We start from the raw sequence: 17,269 nt of genomic DNA, 5'->3' as shown, positions 1-17,269 counted from the left end.
TGACAGGCATGCCCGCGTGCGGCTTAACCCTTGTCCCATGACACAGTCTCCAGCGCAATCTTCCGCCGACGTCGTGGTGATCGGCGGCGGCCATGCGGGCGTGGAAGCGGCCTGCGCGGCAGCGCGCGCGGGCGCTGCGACGATCCTTCTCACCCATGCCTTCGCCACGGTCGGCGCGATGAGCTGCAACCCAGCGATCGGGGGCATCGGCAAGGGCCATCTCGTGCGCGAGATCGACGCGCTCGGCGGGGTCATGGGCCGGGCCGCAGACCAGGGCGGAATCCAGTTTCGCCTCCTCAATCGGCGCAAGGGCCCGGCCGTGCGGGGACCGCGCACCCAGGCCGACCGCAAGCTCTACAAGGCGGCGGTGCAGGCGGCGGTGCGCGCACAGGGCGGCCTCGCCGTGATCGAGGGCGACGCCTTCGACCTGGAACTCGACGGGGGCAACCGGGTCCGCGCCGTGGTGCTGGAGGATGGCCGCCGCATCCGCTGCGGCGCCGCGGTTCTCACGACCGGTACCTTCCTCAACGGTCTCATCCACATCGGCACGACCAAGATTCCGGCGGGCCGCGTCGACGAGAAGCCCTCGCTCGGCCTGTCCGGGACGCTCCGCAGGCTGGGGCTTCGGCTCGGCCGCCTGAAGACCGGCACGCCCGCGCGTCTCGACGGCACGACGATCGACTGGGCCGGGCTCGACCGCCAGGGACCGGACGCCGAGCCCTACGCCTTCTCGTACCTCACGACCCGCATCGACAATCCGCAGATCGACTGCGGCATCACGCGCACCACGCCCGAGACCCATCGCATCATCCGCGACAACCTTCATCGCTCGGCACTCTACTCCGGCGAGATCGAGGGGGTCGGGCCGCGCTACTGCCCGTCGATCGAGGACAAGATCGTCAAGTTCGGCGATCGCGACGGGCACCAGGTCTTCCTGGAGCCGGAAGGGCTGGACGATCCGACGGTCTATCCGAACGGGCTGTCCACCTCGCTTCCCGCCGACGTCCAGGAGGCGTTCCTCCGCTCGCTGCCGGGCCTCGAACGCGTGTCGATCCTGAAGCCCGGCTATGCGATCGAGTACGACCATGTCGATCCCCGCGAGTTGACGCGTTCGCTGGAAGTGCGGGCGGCGGCCGGCCTGTTTCTCGCCGGACAGATCAACGGCACGACGGGCTACGAGGAGGCGGCCGCGCAAGGTCTGCTCGCCGGCCTCAACGCGGCGCGCCGGGCGGGCGGGAGCGAACCCGTGGTGATCGATCGCTCCGATGCCTATCTCGGCGTCATGGTGGACGACCTCACGCGCACTGGGGTTACCGAGCCCTACCGCATGTTCACCAGCCGTGCCGAGTTCCGCCTGTCCCTGCGCGCCGACAATGCCGACCGGCGCCTGACGCTGCTGGCGATCGAATGGGGCCTTGCCGAGCCGGAGCGCGTTGAAGCCTTCGCCGCCAGCGAGGCGGCGTTGGATCGAGCCCGCGCGCAGCTCGAAGCCTTGAGCCTCACGAGCAGCGAGGCGGCACGCAAGGGCCTCCCCGTCAACCAGGACGGGCGCACCCGCTCGGCCTGGCTTCTCCTGTCGCATGCCGACATCGGCTTCCGCGACCTCGTCGCCGTCTGGCCGGAACTCTGCGCCATGCCGGGATCGGTTCGCGAGCGGATCGAGATCGAGGCGGGCTACGACGTCTATTTGGAGCGCCAGCGCCGCGATCAGGCTCAGCTGAAACGCGACGAGGCGCGGCATTTCCCGGCGGGCTTCGACTTCGCGGGGATCAAGGGCCTGTCCAACGAACTGCGGCAGAAGCTCGTGGAGCGACGGCCGGCGAGCCTTGCCGAGGCCGAACGCATCGACGGCATGACCCCGACCGCCCTCGCCCTCCTTCTCGTCGCGCTTCGAAAGCAAGATCTTGCCCGCGCCGCGTGATCGCCGCGGCGCGCCGCCGGCCAAGCCTTCCCTTGTGAAGCCACCGGCTCCGAAGCCGAAGATGGGCAAGGCGGCGACGGAGGCGAAGCTGCAGGAGGAGCGGGCGCTGGTGCTGTCGCGTCACGCTGTTTCACGTGAAACAGTGGAGCGGCTCGACGCTTATGTGGCGCTACTGCGCACATGGCAGAAGAGCATCAACCTTGTCTCGCCCTCGACCATTCCCGAGCTATGGACCCGGCATGTGGAAGACGGGCTGGTTCTCGGCGCGAAGGCGAAAAGCGCGGCACGTTGGGCCGATCTTGGCTCCGGTGCCGGTCTGCCGGGGCTGATCCTCGCGATTCTCCTGGCGGAGCGGGACGGGGCGGCGGTGCATCTCGTCGAGAGCAATGCCAAGAAGGCGGCGTTCCTGCGAACGGTCGCCCGCGAACTCGCGCTTCCCGCCACGATCCACGCCAGCCGAATCGAGGACTGCGGCGAAGTTCTCGCCAGCGTCGAGGCGATCAGCGCGCGGGCGCTCGCATCGCTCGACGATCTCTTCGCTCTGGTTGCGCCCCATGCCGGTCCGGATACGACCTACTGGTTCCTGAAGGGCCGCGCGCATGAGAGCGAAATTGCAGGGGCCGCTGCCCATTGGCAATTCGACATGGTAAAGCATCCCTCGCCGGTTGAAGACGGCTCGGTGCTCCTGGAGATCCGCTCGCTGGAGCGCCGCACCTGACGCCGAAGGCGTGGACGGCAACCGACGACATGGGCCCGGCCCTGACAAAAATCCGGGTGGAGTTGAGACATGGACACGCTTTCCGTCCCGCGCATGCGCGTCATTACGGTTGCGAACCAAAAGGGCGGCGTCGGCAAGACCACGACGGCGATCAACCTTGCGACGGCGCTGGCGGCGATCGGCAAGCGCACGCTGCTGATCGACCTCGATCCCCAGGGCAACGCCTCGACGGGCCTCGGCATCGATCGCGAGGACCGGGCCGTCTCGTCCTACGACGTCCTCGTGGAAAGCGCCTCGGTCACCGAGGCCGCGATGGAAACCGCGGTTCCCAATCTCTGGGTGGTTCCCTCGACCATGGATCTCCTCGGAGTGGAGATGGAGATCTCGGGCGCCGCCAGCCGCGCCTACCGGCTACGCGACGCCCTGCATTTCCACGTTGAGGAAACGGCGCGCTTCGACTTCGTCCTCGTGGATTGCCCGCCCTCGCTGAACCTTCTGACCGTCAACGCCATGGCGGCCGCCGATGCGATCCTGGTGCCGCTGCAATGCGAGTTCTTCGCGCTCGAGGGCCTCAGCCAGCTTCTCGAGACCGTCGAGCAGGTGCGCGACACCCTCAACCCGGCACTGTCGCTGCACGGTATCGTCCTCACCATGTTCGACGGGCGCAACAACCTGGCGAGCCAGGTGGTGCGCGACGTCCGCTCCTACATGGGCGACCATGTCTACGAGACCATCATTCCGCGCAACGTGCGCGTGTCGGAAGCGCCGAGCTTCGGCAAGCCGGCGATCCTCTACGACATGAAGTGTCCGGGCAGTCAGGCCTACATCCGTCTGGCGTCCGAGGTCATCCAGCGCGAACGCGATCTGGCTGCGGCCTGACCGCGGCACCACCGAACACGAAGGGCGGGCAACCGCCGCAAAGGGCCGCGATGCCCACCATATTCAGGAGACCGGCATGAACGAGGACAAGGGACGCCAGAGGTTGGGTCGCGGACTCGCGTCCCTCATCGGCGGATCGGCGTCCGCGTCCCTGCCCTCGCGGGCCGGCACGCCCTTTCCCGGCCCCGCCATGGCGCGCGAGGTGCAGGTCGGCGAGCGCCGCGTCGCCGCGGCCGAACTTCGGCCGAACCCGAAGAACCCGCGCCGTCATTTCGACGAGACGGATCTGAACGAGCTGACCGCCTCCGTGCGCCAGCACGGCGTCGTCCAGCCGATCCTGGTGCGCAAGGTCGAAGGCGTATCCGGTTTCGAGATCGTGGCCGGCGAACGGCGCTGGCGTGCGGCCAAGGCGGCCGAGCTCAAGGACGTGCCAGTCGTCCTGCGCGACATCTCCGACCGGCAATCGCTTGAGATCGCGATCATCGAGAACGTCCAGCGCGCCGACCTCGATCCGATCGAAGAGGCGATGGGCTACGAGATGCTGATCGCCGAGCACGGCTACACGCAGGCCGACCTTGCCGACGTCGTCGGGAAAAGCCGCAGCCACGTCGCCAACACCCTGCGCCTCCTGAAGCTTCCCGACAGCGTCAAGGAAATGGTGCAGCGGGGCGAACTGTCGGCGGGCGCCGCGCGCACGGCAGTCGCGCAGGACGATCCCGAGACGTTTGCCCGCCGCATCGTGGACGAGGGCCTCAGCGTGCGTGAGGCGGAAAGCCTCGCGCGCGGCCCGCAAGCCCCCGCCGCCCCGAAGACCGCGCCGCGCCGCCGCACGCCCTTCGCCCCGGCCGCTCCGGAAGCGTCGGACGCCCGGGCGCTGGCGGATCTTCTGACGAGCACGCTGGGCATGCCGGTCGCGATCGACATGGCCGGGCAGGGCGGAACGCTGCAACTGACCTTCCGCGATCTCGACCAGCTCGATGCCGTCTGCCGCCTGCTGCAGGCGGGCGGGAATGCAGCGGCGGAGACGGGGCCGCGAATTCGCAACCTGTAAGCCGGCTTATTGCGGCGGAAGAGGACAGGCGAGATCGCCTTCCTCGCAGGCGAGATAGGCGTCAAGATCGGCGGCGCGCCGCGTCGTCTGATCGGCGAGGCACTGCGATGCGACCATCGGCTGGGCACTTCCGCCCTCCACGGTCGACGCCTGGAAGGCGCATTCGGCGTCGCGATAACCGATCCAGGCACGCTGCGCATCACGCAGGAGACCGAGCTTCCGCTCGTCACCGGCAAGACGTTCGCGAACTTTCGCATAGAGAGGGTTGAGCCGTTCGTCGGCGGCGTCGTGATCCGCAGCCGCGCAGAGGTTCAGAAGGGTCTGGGTCTGCGGGTCGGTGCAGTCGACCTCCTCCGCGGCAGCGGGCGCGCCGAGGGCGATGAGTGCGGCGAGAGCGGCAAAGGCGTAAGCAGAACGCATGGACTGTGTCTCCTGGGGCAAGCGGGCGCCGGACCGGCCGGCGCCCGGCGGCGTCAGCCGTGGTCGATCACGCGGTCGGCCGGACCGAAGCGGTCGCGCGCCGTGTTGTACTGGTGCCAGTAGGGATAGAGCACCGGCGGGCGGCTGACCTCGTCGAGACGCTGGCTTTCCTCGTCCGTGAGCTTGAGGGACGCGGCGGCGATGTTGTCGCGGAACTGGTCCTCGCGGCGCCCGCCGATCACCAGCGAGGCGACGGCCGGGCGGCCGAGCAGCCAGGCGAGCGCGACCTGCGCCGCCGAAACCCCCCTCCCCTCGCCGATGGCGACCAGGACGTCGACGATGCGCCAGAGCCGATCCTCGTCGCGGATCGGCGGTTCGGTCCAGCCGGCGGTGAGGCGCGAGCCCTCCGCGCTTTGGCCGCGGCGGTGCTTGCCCGAGAGGAGGCCGCCGGCGAGCGGGCTCCAGACGAGGACGCCGAGGCCCTGGTCGACCGACAGCGGCAGAAGCTCGTACTCCGCCTCGCGCGCTTCTAGCGTGTAGTGGATCTGCTGCGTGATGAAGCGGGGGTGGTGGTGGAGGTCGGAAATCCCGAGCCCCTTCATCACCTGCCAGGCCGCGTAGTTGGAGCAGCCGATGTAGCGGATCTTGCCTTGGGTGACGAGCGTGTCGAGCGCTGCGATCGTTTCTTCCAGCGGCGTCGTGCCGTCCCATTCGTGGCAGTAGTAGATGTCGATGACGTCGGTCCGCAGGCGCTTCAGCGAGCGCTCGCATTCGCGGATGACGTGATGGCGCGACAGGCCCTCGTCGTTTGGCCCCTCGCCGACGCGCATGCGCACCTTGGAGGCAAGAAGGACGTCGTTCGGGCGGTCGCCAGCGAGTACCTCGCCGATGATCTCCTCCGACAGGCCGTTCGAATACATGTTGGCGGTGTCGATCAGGTTGATGCCGGCGTCGAGGCAGAGGTGGATCAGGCCCCTCGCCTCTTCGGCGCCCGTCGCGCCGACGCTGCCGAAGACGCCTTGGCCGCCGAACGTCATCGTCCCCATGGTGAGCGCCGAGACCTTCAGTCCAGAGCGTCCGAGCGTGCGGTATTCCATGAAAGTGTCCCCCTGTTCGCGACGAGGGACGACCCTCCTGCCGGACCCTCCCGCTCGTTAAAGCATATCCGATGGCGCGGCGGTCGCAGCATTTGCGTTGTTTTGAAGTCGTTTGAGCATATTCCGCCGACCGGGGGGTCGAAAGCCTGCGAAAGGCGTCAGCGGCGGGCGCGGGCGCGCCGCCTCGCCGCCTCGACGCCGATCTCGATGAGGCTGCGGCGCATCACCGTCACCGCGAGCGCACTCTCGCGCCGCGACAGGAGGATGTCGTGTTCGAGGCGTCGCAGGACGCCGGCCACCCCTGCCCCGTCCCAGGCCCCGAGCGCGGCCTCGAGCGCCGGACGGCGGCGGAAATGCGGGCGACGGCGCTCCACCACGGCGGAGATCGGCGTGCCCTTGGCCTCGACCTCGCCGCGCATGACCTGCAGCCCCTGGAAGAAGCGCAGGAGCGCGCCGTGGAGCTGGAAGGTGGAGGTGCCCGACGAGACCAGCCGGCCGATGAGTTCGGGCAGACGCCTCACCTCGCCGCTCGCCGCCGCGTCCACCGCCTCGTCGACCGTCTCGGCCGACACGTCGCCGACGATCGCCTCGACGTCGTCTTCCGTGATCTGTCCCTTGCCGAGCGCATAGAGGCAGAGCTTTCGCACCTCGCCGCGCGAGGCCAGCCGGTCGGCGCCGAGCCGGGCACGCAGCGCCTCGCGCGTCGAGCGGTCGATCGTGAGGCGGCCTTGCGCCAGTTCCTCGTCGATCATCCGGTCGAGCGCCTTGTCCTCGTCCTGGTAGCAGGGCAAGGCCATAGCGGCGCGGCCGCGCTCGACCTGAGTGCGCAAGGGAGCGCTCTTCTTGAGGTCGCCCGCCTCGATCACCACGATGCAGTCCGGTGGGGGCGCGGCGGCGAGATCGGCGACGGCGTCGGCGAGGTTGCGCCCGTTGCCGGCCCCCTTGATGCGCAGGAGCCGACGGCCGCCGAAGAGCGAGACGGTGCGGGCCTCGTCGAAGAGGCGCCCGATGTCGCGCTCGAGATCGTCGGCCTGCAGCACGACGTTCGAGAAAGGGTCGTCGCCGGCGACGCCCGACAGTCTGGCGATCGTCTCGGCACGCTCCGACACGAGACCGGGATCGGGGCCGTAGAGCAGGATCACCGGAAAGGACGTGTCGGGCCGCGACAGGAACGCGTCGACCTCGTGCGCCTTCTTCTGCGCCAAGCTGCCGGCCCCGTCAGTTCTTGGAGACGACGGGGGCCGGGTCCGTGAACGCTTCGCGCTGGATCACCGGCGCGACGGCGCCGAGCACCCGTTCGGCCACCGTCTCGCCCGCCTGGTCGCGTGCGTCGACGACGGCGCGGCTGGCGGCGAAGAGCTGGCTGGTGCGGTCGTAGGGCACGGTCGCGAAGCGCTGGCCCCTGGCGAGCGATTTCAGGTCGGCGGTGCGGATGAGCTCGTAGTCCACCGTCATGCGGTAGAGCGCGGCGCTGGGCGTGCCGGTGCCGGCCTCGACGGCGGCGATCTGGTCGGTGGCCGAAACGGTGTAGCGCAGCTCGTAGAGCGGGGCCGATACCGGCGTCGCGCCGTTCAGCTTGTAGAGCATCGCGTTGCGGAAGACCTGCGCCGTTCGGGTCTGGGCCGGGGTCAGCGCGATGCGGCCGCGCAGCTCGGTGAGCACCGAGGAGCGCGCGCCCGTCGCCGGATCGACCGAAGTCGTGCCGTAGAGCGGGCCGGCGGTGCAGCCCGCCAGCGCGAGAGCGGCTGCGAGAACGAGGAGGCGGTTAGGCGACGACATTGACGATCCTTCCCGGAACCACGACGAGGCGCTTGGGCGCCGCGCCGTTCAGAGCCTCCGCCACGAAGGGCAGCGCCAGCACGGCGGCTTCCACCTCGGCCTTCTCGGCCTTCGCGGAGACGGTGATGTCGCCGCGCTTCTTGCCGTTGATCTGGACCGGCAGCGTGATCTCGTCGTTCACGAGCAGCGCCGCGTCGGCCTTCGGCCAGGGCGCGCTGGCGCACAGACCCGTCTGCCCCAGCGCCCGCCAGCATTCCTCCGCCAGATGCGGCATCATCGGCGCGACGAGCCGCACGAGGATCGACAGGCTCTCGCGCGCCGCCTCGCGCAAGGACGCGTCGCCCTCAAGCGCCGCCTCGTTGAAGGCGGCGGACAGCGTGTTGACGAGCTCGTAGAGCCGGGCGACGGCCTTGTTGAAGGCGAGGCGCTCGATGTCGTCGCCGACGCCGGCCGCGGTGCGATGGGCGGCGCGGCGGACGGCCGTGGCGGCGTCGCTGGTCTCGCCGAGCCCCGTGCCCAGCCGGTCGAGCGTCTCGGCGGTTTCCGCGACGAGCCGCCAGACGCGCTGCACGAAGCGATGCGCGCCCTCGGCGCCGGCCTCGGTCCAGATCACGTCGCGCTCGGGGGGCGAGTCGGAGAGCATGAACCAGCGCGCGGTGTCGGCGCCGAGCGAGCCGATGATGTCGTCGGGATCGACGACGTTCCGCTTCGACTTCGACATCTTCTCGATGCCGCCGATGGTGATGTCCGCGCCGGTGGACAGGCGCCGTGCCGTGCGCACGCCGTCCGTCTCCTCGATCGCGACATCGGCGGGCGGCACCCATTCGCGCCCGTCGCGATAGGTCTCGTGCACCACCATGCCCTGCGTGAACAGGCCCTTGAACGGCTCGTCGAGGTTGAGGTGACCGGTCTCGCGCATCGCCCGCGTGAAGAAGCGCGAGTAGAGAAGATGCAGGATCGCGTGTTCGATGCCGCCGATATACTGGTCCACCGGCAGCCAGCGGTCGGCGATGGCGGGCACGGTCGGCTCCGGCGCGTGCGGGCTGGTGAAGCGCGCGAAGTACCAGGAACTGTCGACGAACGTGTCCATCGTGTCCGTCTCGCGCAGCGCGGGCCCGCCGCATTGCGGGCAGGTGGCGTGGCGCCAGGTCGGATGACGGTCGAGCGGGTTGCCGGGCTTGTCGAAGTCGATGTCGTCGGGCAGGCGGACGGGGAGGTTCTCTCGAGCCTCCGGCACCGTGCCGCAGGCCTCGCAATGGAGCACCGGGATCGGGCAGCCCCAGTAGCGCTGACGCGACACGCCCCAGTCGCGCAGGCGGAAGTTGACCCGCCGTTCGGCCACCGGGCGATTGCCGAGGCTCTCGGCGGTGAGACGGGCGGCCACCGCCTCGAAGCCCTCGTCCGGCGTCATGCCGTCGAGGAAGCGCGAGTTGAAGAGGCGGCCTTCGCCGTCGTGGGCCGTATCGCCGACGGAGAACGCGGCGGCGTCCATGTCGTCCGGCAGGACGACCGGCGTCACCGGCAGGGCGTACTTGCGCGCGAAATCGAGGTCGCGCTGGTCGTGCGCGGGGCAGCCGAAGATGGCGCCCGTGCCGTAGTCCATCAGCACGAAGTTCGCGACATAGACCGGAACGGTCCAGTTGGGATCGAGCGGATGCACGGCGCGAAGGCCCGTATCCATGCCGCGCTTCTCGGCGGTTTCGATCTCGGCCGCGGAGGTGCCGCCACGCTTCAGCTCGTCGATGAAACCGTTGAGATCCGCATTCGTTTCGGCAGCGGCACGAGCCAGCGGATGGTCGGCCGCGATGGCCAGGAAGCTGGCGCCGAACAAGGTGTCGGGCCGCGTCGTGAAGACCTCGACCTCACCGATCCCGCCCGCCGGCTCAGCGAGCGCCCAGCGCAGCGACAGCCCTTCCGACTTGCCGATCCAGTTGCGCTGCATGAGGCGCACCTTTTCCGGCCAGCCGGGCAGGGCATCGAGCGCCTGGAGGAGGTCGTCGGCGAACTGGGTGATGCGGAAGAACCACTGCGTCAGCTCGCGTTGCTGAACTTCAGCGCCCGAGCGCCAGCCGCGCCCGTCGATCACCTGCTCGTTGGCGAGCACGGTCTGGTCGACCGGGTCCCAGTTGACCTTGGACTTGCGGCGATAGGCGAGGCCCTTGTCCAGCATGTCGAGGAAGAGCGCCTGCTGTTGCGCGTAGTATTCGACGTCGCAGGTCGCGAATTCCCGCGACCAGTCGAGCGACAGGCCCATCGACTTCAGCTGGCCGCGCATCGTCGCGATGTTCTGATAGGTCCAGTCGCGCGGATGGACCTTGTTCTGCATCGCCGCGTTCTCGGCCGGCATGCCGAACGCGTCCCAGCCCATCGGATGCAGCACGTTGAAGCCCATGGCCCGCTTGTAGCGCGCGACGACGTCGCCCATCGCGTAGTTGCGCACGTGGCCCATGTGGATGCGCCCGGACGGGTAGGGGAACATCTCGAGGACGTAGTAGGCCTCGCCGCCGGCATCCGTGTCCGTCTCGAAGAGCTTCGCCTGTTCCCAAGCCTCCTGCCAGCGGGGTTCGGAAGAGCGCGGATTGTATCGTTCGATGGCCATTGCGGACGGGATTCTCGTAAGCGGGACGCGGGCGGGCGAGGGGGCGCGAAGCGCCGATTGCCCAAGTCAATATTGACTTATGTCCGCCTTCACAAGCTTGGCGCGCCGCCGCATAAACGGCCATCGGACGGCAGAAGCAGACGCGTGAGACCAGCCCACGCCGCCGCGGAGGATGAGCCACCGCGGCCGAGGCATCGGCTTTGCCGTCCGAAGGAGTGAAGCGATGTGGATGATTCCGCTGAGCGTCACGCTTGAGGTGAAAAGGACCCGGAGCGGCTGGTCGGTCGTTCTCCGGGTCCAACTTCTCACCTAAGGCGACGGGTGTCGGAGTTAGCGCTCCGGCACCCACTCCTCAAAATAGCTTCAAACCGTCTTGCCTTCAAGGAATGCCATGAGCGACACCGCCGTCGACCGCCTCCGGGATATCCGCGCTCGCATCCGTGCCGCGGAAGGTGATGCCGACCGCCCTGCGGGCTCGGTCGAGCTCGTCGCCGTGTCGAAGACCTTCGACGCCCACGAGATCCGCCCGGTGCTCGAAGCCGGGCAGCGCATCTTCGGCGAGAACCGGGTGCAGGAGGCGGCGGGGAAATGGCCGGAGCTGCGGGCCGAGTTCGCCGGCGTCGAGCTCCATCTCATCGGTCCGCTCCAGTCCAACAAGACGGCCGAGGCGGTGGCGCTGTTCGACGTGATCGAGACGGTGGACCGCGACAAGATCGCCCGCGAGATCGCCAAAGAGATGGCGCGCCAGAACCGCCGGCCGCGCCTCTATGTCCAGGTCGATATCGGCGAGGAGGCGCAGAAGGCCGGCATTCCGCTGCGCGAGGCGGCCGCGTTCGTCGCCCGCTGCCGCGAGGAGCATGGGCTCGCCATCGAGGGGCTGATGTGCATTCCGCCGGTGGGCGAGCATCCCGGCCCCTATTTCGCGCTTCTCGGCAAGATCGCGGGCGAGGCGGGGGTGGAGAAGCTCTCCATGGGCATGTCGGGCGACTTCGAGCGCGCCATTCCCTTCGGCGCCACGAGCGTGCGCGTCGGCTCGGCGATCTTCGGCTCGCGCGGGTGAGGGTCGGGCACGGAAGGGGCGACGAGGCCTTGAGCCGTCGGGCGCATCGCGGCGGGTGACGAGCGGCGATGGGGCATCGGCGTCGCCGGAGACATCTTCGCCCGGCAGCGATCGCCCCCCTGGGGCGCAATCCTCCGGTTGGCGAGACGGAGCGGCAGGGCAGGGAGCGGCAGCGCGACGCGGCACCTTTCGGCGGGGAGAGACAGGCGGGGACTTCGTCGGTTCCCGATGGTGCCGATCGCCATATATGCCGCCGCATAGGCTCGGCGGACCGTTGCGCGGCTGCCCGGGTGCCGGGCCCGCAAGCACCCCTTTCGTTTTCGAGAATGGATACGCCGTGAGCGATCTCGCCCCCCATCCCGCCGCCGTCCCCACGCGCCTCGCCTACCGGACGGTGACGATGGCGGCGATCGTGCTCGGCATGATCCTCACCGTGGTGGTCTTCGCCTGGGCGTCCTCGGCCTTCTTCCTGATCTTCGCCGGCCTCCTGATCGCGGCGATCTTCTGCGGGCTGGCGCGGCTTCTCCAGCGCCTCGGCCTGCCCCGCATGGCGGCTCTCGGCCTCGTCTATCTCCTGACCTTCGCCCTGATCATCGCGCCCGTCGCCTGGGGCGGGGTGACGCTGGTGCAGCAGTTCAACGACGTCCTCGCCGGCGTGCGCAACCAGGCGGACCAGCTCATGACCTCGCTCAGCCAGATGGGCCTGCCGGTCGAGAAGGAGATCGGCTCGGGCGATCTCCAGTCGCTGCTGCCCGATCCGTCCGGCTTCGTGTCCTCGGCCGGGCGCGCCCTGTTCGGCGCGCTGGGGGGCCTCGGCAACTTCTTCATCGTCCTGTTCCTGGCGATCTTCGTCTCCTGGCAGCCCCGGCTCTACCGCAACGGCATCGTGTCGCTGTTCCCCAAGGAGAAGCGGGCGCGGATCGGAGAGGTGCTCGACAAGAGCGCCCACTCGCTCCTGATGTGGGTGGCGGGCGACGCCGTCTCGATGGCGCTGATCTTCTCGGTCTCCTGGGTCGGGCTGTGGGCGATCGGCGTCAACAACGCCTTCCTCCTGGCGCTGCAGGCGGGACTTCTGGCCTTCGTGCCGACGCTCGGGGCTTTCGTCGCCGGCGTCATCATCGTTCTGGCCGCGTTGGCGCAGGGGGTCGACATGGCGCTCTATGCGCTCGGGCTCTACATCGTTCTCCAGGGCATCGAGAGCAACATCGCCCAGCCCATCGCCCAGCGCTACACGACGGCGCTGCCGCCCGCCCTCACCATGTCCGCGCAGGTGATCTTCGGCCTCCTGTTCGGCATCCTCGGCTTCGTGCTGGCGGTTCCGGTGGTGGCGGCGCTGATGACCCTGGTGCAGGAACTCTATGTCGAGGACGTGCTCGGCGGCCCGGTGGAGCCGGACAAGGCCGGCTAGACCCCGCCGTTTTCTGGCGCACGACGGTTTTCTCCGCCCGCGAGCCGTTCTAGTTTCGCTTCCGCGCCGCGGGGAGCGGCGCCGGCGCGAAATGCCGAGGGAGGAGACAGACATGACCACGATCGCCGTCAAGGATGCCTGGAAGGCCGGCACGCAGATCACCGAGGCCACCTACGAGGCCTGGTACGGCGCGAGCGTCTCCGACCCGGAGGGCTTCTGGCGCGAGCACGGGGCGCGGCTCGACTGGATCCGACCCTTCACGAAGGTGAAGAACACCTCGTTCGAGCCCGGCGCCGTTTCGATCCAGTGGTTCGAGGACGGCACGCTCAACCTCTCGGCCAACTGCCTCGATCGGCATCTCGCGACGCGGGGCGACCAGACCGCGATCATCTGGGAAGGCGACGATCCCGCCGATTCGCGTCGCATCTCCTATCGCGAGCTGCATGCAGACGTCTGCCGCATGGCTAATGTCCTGAAGGACCTCGGCGTCGAGCGGGGCGACCGCGTCTCGATCTACATGCCGATGATCCCGGAAGCCGCGGTGGCGATGCTCGCCTGCGCCCGGATCGGCGCCATCCATTCCGTGGTCTTCGGCGGCTTCTCGCCCGACGCGCTCGGCGGGCGGATGGAGGATTCGTCCTCGAAGGTCCTGGTGACGGCCGACGAGGGCCTGCGCGCCGGACGCCGCGTGCCCTTGAAGGCCAATGCCGACAAGGCGCTCGGCATATCGGCCAAGGCCGGCCACACGGTGGAGAAGGTGCTCGTGGTGCGCCGCACCGGGGCCGATGTCGCCATGGAAGAGGGCCGCGACCACTGGTGGCACGAAGCGCGCGAGACGGTGTCGGCCGAGTGCGCGCCCGCCGAGATGAGCGCAGAGGACCCGCTCTTCATCCTCTACACCTCGGGGAGCACCGGCAAGCCGAAGGGCGTCCTCCACACCACCGGCGGCTATCTCGTCTGGGCCTCGATGACGCATCAATACGTCTTCGACTACCGACCCGGCGAGGTGTTCTGGTGCACGGCGGACGTCGGCTGGGTGACGGGCCACAGCTACACCGTCTACGGGCCGCTCGCCAACGGCGCGACGACGCTGATGTTCGAGGGGGTGCCGAACTATCCCGACGCCGGGCGCATGTGGCAGGTGGTCGACAAGCACCAGGTCAACATCTTCTACACCGCGCCGACCGCCATCCGCGCGCTGATGGGCGCGGGCGACGGTTTCGTGACGAAATCCTCGCGCCAATCGATCCGGCTCCTCGGCTCGGTCGGCGAGCCGATCAACCCGGAGGCCTGGAACTGGTACTACACCGTCGTCGGCGAGGAGCGCTGCGCGATCGTCGACACGTGGTGGCAGACCGAGACCGGCGGCATCCTGATCTCGCCGCTGCCGGGCGCGGTGGCGCTGAAGCCCGGCTCGGCGACCAAGCCCTTCTTCGGCGTGCGGCCGGAACTCGTCGACACCGAAGGAAAGGTGCTGGAGGGGGCGGCCGACGGCAACCTGTGCATCGCCGACAGCTGGCCCGGCCAGATGCGCACGGTCTACGGCGACCACGCGCGCTTCGAGCAGACCTATTTCTCGACCTATCCCGGCAAGTACTTCACCGGAGACGGCGCGCGGCGCGATGCGGACGGCTACTGGTGGATCACCGGCCGCGTCGACGACGTGATCAACGTGTCGGGGCACCGCATGGGCACGGCCGAGGTGGAATCGGCGCTGGTCTCGCATCCCAAGGTCGCCGAAGCCGCGGTGGTCGGCTACCCGCACGACCTGAAGGGGCAGGGCATCTACTGCTACGTCACGCTGATGGAGGGCGAGACACCGACGGACGAGCTGAGGAAGGAACTCGTCGCCCATGTGCGGGGCGAGATCGGCCCGATCGCCTCGCCGGACAAGATCCAGTGGGCGCCGGGCCTGCCGAAGACCCGTTCGGGCAAGATCATGCGCCGGATCCTGCGCAAGATCGCCGAGGACGAATTCTCCGCGCTCGGCGACACCTCGACGCTCGCCGATCCCGGGGTCGTGGATGAGCTGATCGAGAACCGGCAGAACCGCAAGGGCTGATCGGCCGGGGGCGGGCATCCCCCTGTCGGGGATGTCCGCGCTCTCAAGCCGAGGGAGGGCGCGTCGTCCGGTTTGTGACGCCGATGCTGACGAAGAACCGGCCGAGCAGGACGGGGTCGAAATGGCCCTCCCATCGCCACATCCGGCTATAGGCGGTCTTCGCCGACCAAGCTTCCTTGTAGGGGCGGACCGAGGTCACGGCGTCGTAGACGTCGCAGATCGCGGCGATGCGCACCGCCTGCGAGAGCTGGTCGCCGGCCAGCCCATCCGGGTATCCGCCGCCGTCCATCCGCTCGTGGTGGTGCAGGCACACGTCGCGCACCAAGTCCGGCACGTCCTGTCGCTGCAGCATCCGGAAGCCTTCCGTCGGATGCGCCCGCACGATCAGGGCCTCCTCCTCGCTGAGCGTTCCCGCCTTGCCGAGGATCTCGGTCGGCAGCAGCACCTTTCCGATGTCGTGCAGGAGGCCGGCGAGGCCGAGCTGCTGGACGACATCGGGATCGAGGCGCAGGAACCGCCCGAAATGCGTCATCAGGGCGCAGACCGCCACCGAATGGAGAAAGGTATATTCGTCCTTGGACTTCAGCCGGGTGATGCCGAGGAGCGCGCGGGGCCGGTGGCGCATGGCGACGGCCACCTCGTCGACCACGGCGCGCGCCAGCGCCGGATCGACGGAGCCGCCCCCGCGGATCGACGCGACGATGCCGCGCATCGCCGAATTCGTCCGGCGCAACGTCTGCTGCGCCTTCGCGACGTCGGCGTGAAGAAGCGCCGAGTGGGGTGCGGGGAGGGTCGCCCGGCCGCGGGGCGAGCCCATGTCGCCGACGGGGCCGATGCCCTTGTCGAGGTCGATCAGCAGCGAAGCGACGCGGCTGTCGCGCATCTTCGCCAGCGTCGCCGCGTCGTCGATCCTGCGGCTTCTGAACCAAAGCGGAATATCGATCCAGGCGCCCTCGACCTCCTCGACATACATGCCGATCCTGACCTCACGGCGCTCGATCCGCAGCAGCATCCGCCATCCCCCTTTCCCCGACGGTAGAATGCCGGCGAAGGCTTTAAAAGGGCGTTGCGGGCGAGAGTTTGCCGCGCGATCCGTTGCGTCCCTGACGAATTGCCGCTCCCCACCCCCTTGCGGGCCGCAACCGCCCATCCCATACTTTCCCTCGTGTTCAACGAAGCGAAAGGAGGTGATCCGATGTCGAGTGGTTATCCTATGTCGGCCGGGTCTATGGTTCTGACGATGGTGAAGGGGCAGCCTTCTTCTCGCATCTGACGATCCCGTGCCCTCTGGCTAGAGTCCGCATCGGACCGGCCGGCATGGCAAAGATCACGGAAGGCCGCTTTCCCGGGAGGGAAGGCGGCCTTTTTTTCATCGGCGACGTGGCGCCGGCAAGTGGCCGCGCAGTCTTTCGAGACCCGATGCGGCCCCGCCGATCACGTGGCCTTGACCGCGGGGGTCACGAGGCGCATATCCCTCGTGAGCCTCCGGCTAGTCCCAATCATCAGCCGATCCCGAGAAGGATCATGTCCAGCAACGATCTCAGTCGATCGACCGGGCCGCTCGCGCGGTCGCGCCGGAGCTGATCCCGTCGGCTCACCGGAGCGACCACCGCACGAGCGGCCGGTCGTCCCCATAGGTGAGCCCATGAACGCGGCAATCCGTTACGTCGCCGGCCGTCTGCGCCGGACCACCACCACCCGGGATCCCCACGAGGTGTTCACCGAAGGCATGACCTTCGGCGAGCGCCTGGCCGACCGCGTCGCATCGATCGGCGGTTCCTGGAGTTTCATCATCGGCTTCGCGGTCTTCCTGGCCGCGTGGGTGCTTCTCAACGTCTGGATCCTGGCGGCCAATGCCTTCGATCCCTTCCCCTTCATCTTCCTCAACCTGATGCTCTCCATGCTGGCGGCGCTGCAGGCGCCGATCATCATGATGAGCCAGAACCGGCAGGCCGCGAAGGATCGCCTCGAGGCGCGGCTCGACTACGAGACCAACACCCGCGCCGAGATGCAGATCCTGGCACTCTCGGACGAACTCGCCGCCCTGCGCGAGGACATGCGCGTCCTCGTGGCGGCGGTGGGTGCCGCGCCCGACGGCGTGCCGGGCGCGGTGGGCTATCAGGCGTAGAGGTCGGCCCGCGTCGGCGGCAGGCCGGACGGGCCCTTGTCGCGCTTGGACACGAGGGTCTGGTTGATCATCACCGTGCCGCGCTCGAAGGCGAGGGCACAGCCGGCGAGATAAAGCAGCCAGAGGCGGGCGACGGGCGCGCCCGCC

Annotated in this window: 14 protein-coding genes and 1 pseudogene; 8 read left to right on the top strand and 7 right to left on the bottom strand. The window is 68.8% G+C overall.

What is annotated here, in order from left to right:
• Positions 1-37 precede the first annotated feature (37 nt).
• From mnmG to AUL34_RS19805, 4 genes are all read left to right on the top strand, one after another.
• Positions 38-1,921 carry a tRNA uridine-5-carboxymethylaminomethyl(34) synthesis enzyme MnmG gene (mnmG, locus tag AUL34_RS19820; RefSeq protein ID WP_061937849.1) on the top strand — a complete coding sequence of 628 codons (1,884 nt, stop codon included), beginning with the start codon at positions 38-40 and terminating at the stop codon, positions 1,919-1,921.
• A complete protein-coding gene (gene rsmG / locus AUL34_RS19815) occupies positions 1,905-2,639 on the top strand; it encodes a 16S rRNA (guanine(527)-N(7))-methyltransferase RsmG (RefSeq protein WP_244492656.1) in 735 nt (244 codons plus the stop codon). The genes mnmG and rsmG overlap by 17 nt, the downstream gene beginning before the upstream one ends.
• A 93-nt stretch (positions 2,640-2,732) precedes the next feature.
• Positions 2,733-3,518, top strand: coding sequence for a ParA family protein (locus AUL34_RS19810; protein ID WP_370539068.1), 786 nt, complete (start codon positions 2,733-2,735; stop codon positions 3,516-3,518).
• A 76-nt stretch (positions 3,519-3,594) separates the two neighbouring features.
• The gene (locus tag AUL34_RS19805) at positions 3,595-4,569 is read left to right on the top strand and encodes a ParB/RepB/Spo0J family partition protein (protein ID WP_061937844.1); all 975 of its coding nucleotides are present in this window, start codon (positions 3,595-3,597) and stop codon (positions 4,567-4,569) included.
• A gap of 6 nt (positions 4,570-4,575) precedes the next feature.
• Here AUL34_RS19805 and AUL34_RS19800 read toward each other — a convergent pair whose 3' ends face one another.
• From AUL34_RS19800 to leuS, 5 genes are all read right to left on the bottom strand, one after another.
• Positions 4,576-4,989, bottom strand: a complete 414-nt coding sequence (locus AUL34_RS19800; RefSeq protein ID WP_061937841.1) for a lysozyme inhibitor LprI family protein — start codon at positions 4,987-4,989, stop codon at positions 4,576-4,578.
• A gap of 53 nt (positions 4,990-5,042) precedes the next feature.
• A complete protein-coding gene (locus AUL34_RS19795; RefSeq protein WP_061937838.1) occupies positions 5,043-6,086 on the bottom strand; it encodes an aldo/keto reductase in 1,044 nt (347 codons plus the stop codon).
• A 158-nt stretch (positions 6,087-6,244) separates the two neighbouring features.
• On the bottom strand, positions 6,245-7,291 hold the full coding sequence (gene holA, locus AUL34_RS19790) for a DNA polymerase III subunit delta (protein ID WP_061937835.1): 1,047 nt from the start codon (positions 7,289-7,291) through the stop codon (positions 6,245-6,247).
• A gap of 13 nt (positions 7,292-7,304) precedes the next feature.
• Positions 7,305-7,865, bottom strand: coding sequence for a hypothetical protein (locus tag AUL34_RS19785; protein ID WP_061937832.1), 561 nt, complete (start codon positions 7,863-7,865; stop codon positions 7,305-7,307).
• The gene (gene leuS, locus AUL34_RS19780) at positions 7,852-10,464 is read right to left on the bottom strand and encodes a leucine--tRNA ligase (protein WP_061937828.1); all 2,613 of its coding nucleotides are present in this window, start codon (positions 10,462-10,464) and stop codon (positions 7,852-7,854) included. The genes AUL34_RS19785 and leuS overlap by 14 nt, the downstream gene beginning before the upstream one ends.
• Before the next feature lie 391 nt (positions 10,465-10,855).
• Here leuS and AUL34_RS19775 point away from each other — a divergent pair, with 391 nt between their 5' ends.
• The 3 genes from AUL34_RS19775 to acs all read left to right on the top strand — a co-directional run bounded on the left by AUL34_RS19775 (position 10,856) and on the right by acs (position 14,994).
• Positions 10,856-11,524, top strand: coding sequence for a YggS family pyridoxal phosphate-dependent enzyme (locus tag AUL34_RS19775; protein ID WP_061937825.1), 669 nt, complete (start codon positions 10,856-10,858; stop codon positions 11,522-11,524).
• 337 nt (positions 11,525-11,861) lie between these two features.
• Positions 11,862-12,932, top strand: coding sequence for an AI-2E family transporter (locus AUL34_RS19770; RefSeq protein WP_061937821.1), 1,071 nt, complete (start codon positions 11,862-11,864; stop codon positions 12,930-12,932).
• Positions 12,933-13,044: 112 nt separating this feature from the next.
• Complete coding sequence (gene acs / locus AUL34_RS19765) at positions 13,045-14,994, top strand: acetate--CoA ligase (protein WP_061937818.1); 1,950 nt, start codon at positions 13,045-13,047, stop codon at positions 14,992-14,994.
• Between the two features lie 43 nt (positions 14,995-15,037).
• On the opposite strand, the gene AUL34_RS19760 is transcribed toward acs, so the two are convergent.
• Entirely contained in the window at positions 15,038-16,006 is a 969-nt protein-coding gene (locus AUL34_RS19760; protein WP_061937815.1) for an HD-GYP domain-containing protein, read from the bottom strand.
• A gap of 633 nt (positions 16,007-16,639) precedes the next feature.
• On the opposite strand from AUL34_RS19760, the gene AUL34_RS19755 reads away from it, so the two are divergent.
• On the top strand, positions 16,640-17,122 hold the full coding sequence (locus AUL34_RS19755; protein WP_061937812.1) for a DUF1003 domain-containing protein: 483 nt from the start codon (positions 16,640-16,642) through the stop codon (positions 17,120-17,122).
• Here the strand turns inward: AUL34_RS19755 and AUL34_RS22960 are convergent.
• A pseudogene (locus AUL34_RS22960) lies at positions 17,113-17,269 on the bottom strand (SAM-dependent methyltransferase); the annotation flags it as partial. The gene AUL34_RS19755 and the pseudogene AUL34_RS22960 sit on opposite strands and share 10 nt — an antisense overlap.

The organism is Aureimonas sp. AU22 (assembly GCF_001463745.1).
Classification (GTDB): Bacteria; Pseudomonadota; Alphaproteobacteria; order Rhizobiales; family Rhizobiaceae; genus Aureimonas.
The sequence above is the reverse complement of the archived record's forward strand: the minus strand, read 5'-3'. Positions and strand labels throughout refer to the sequence as shown.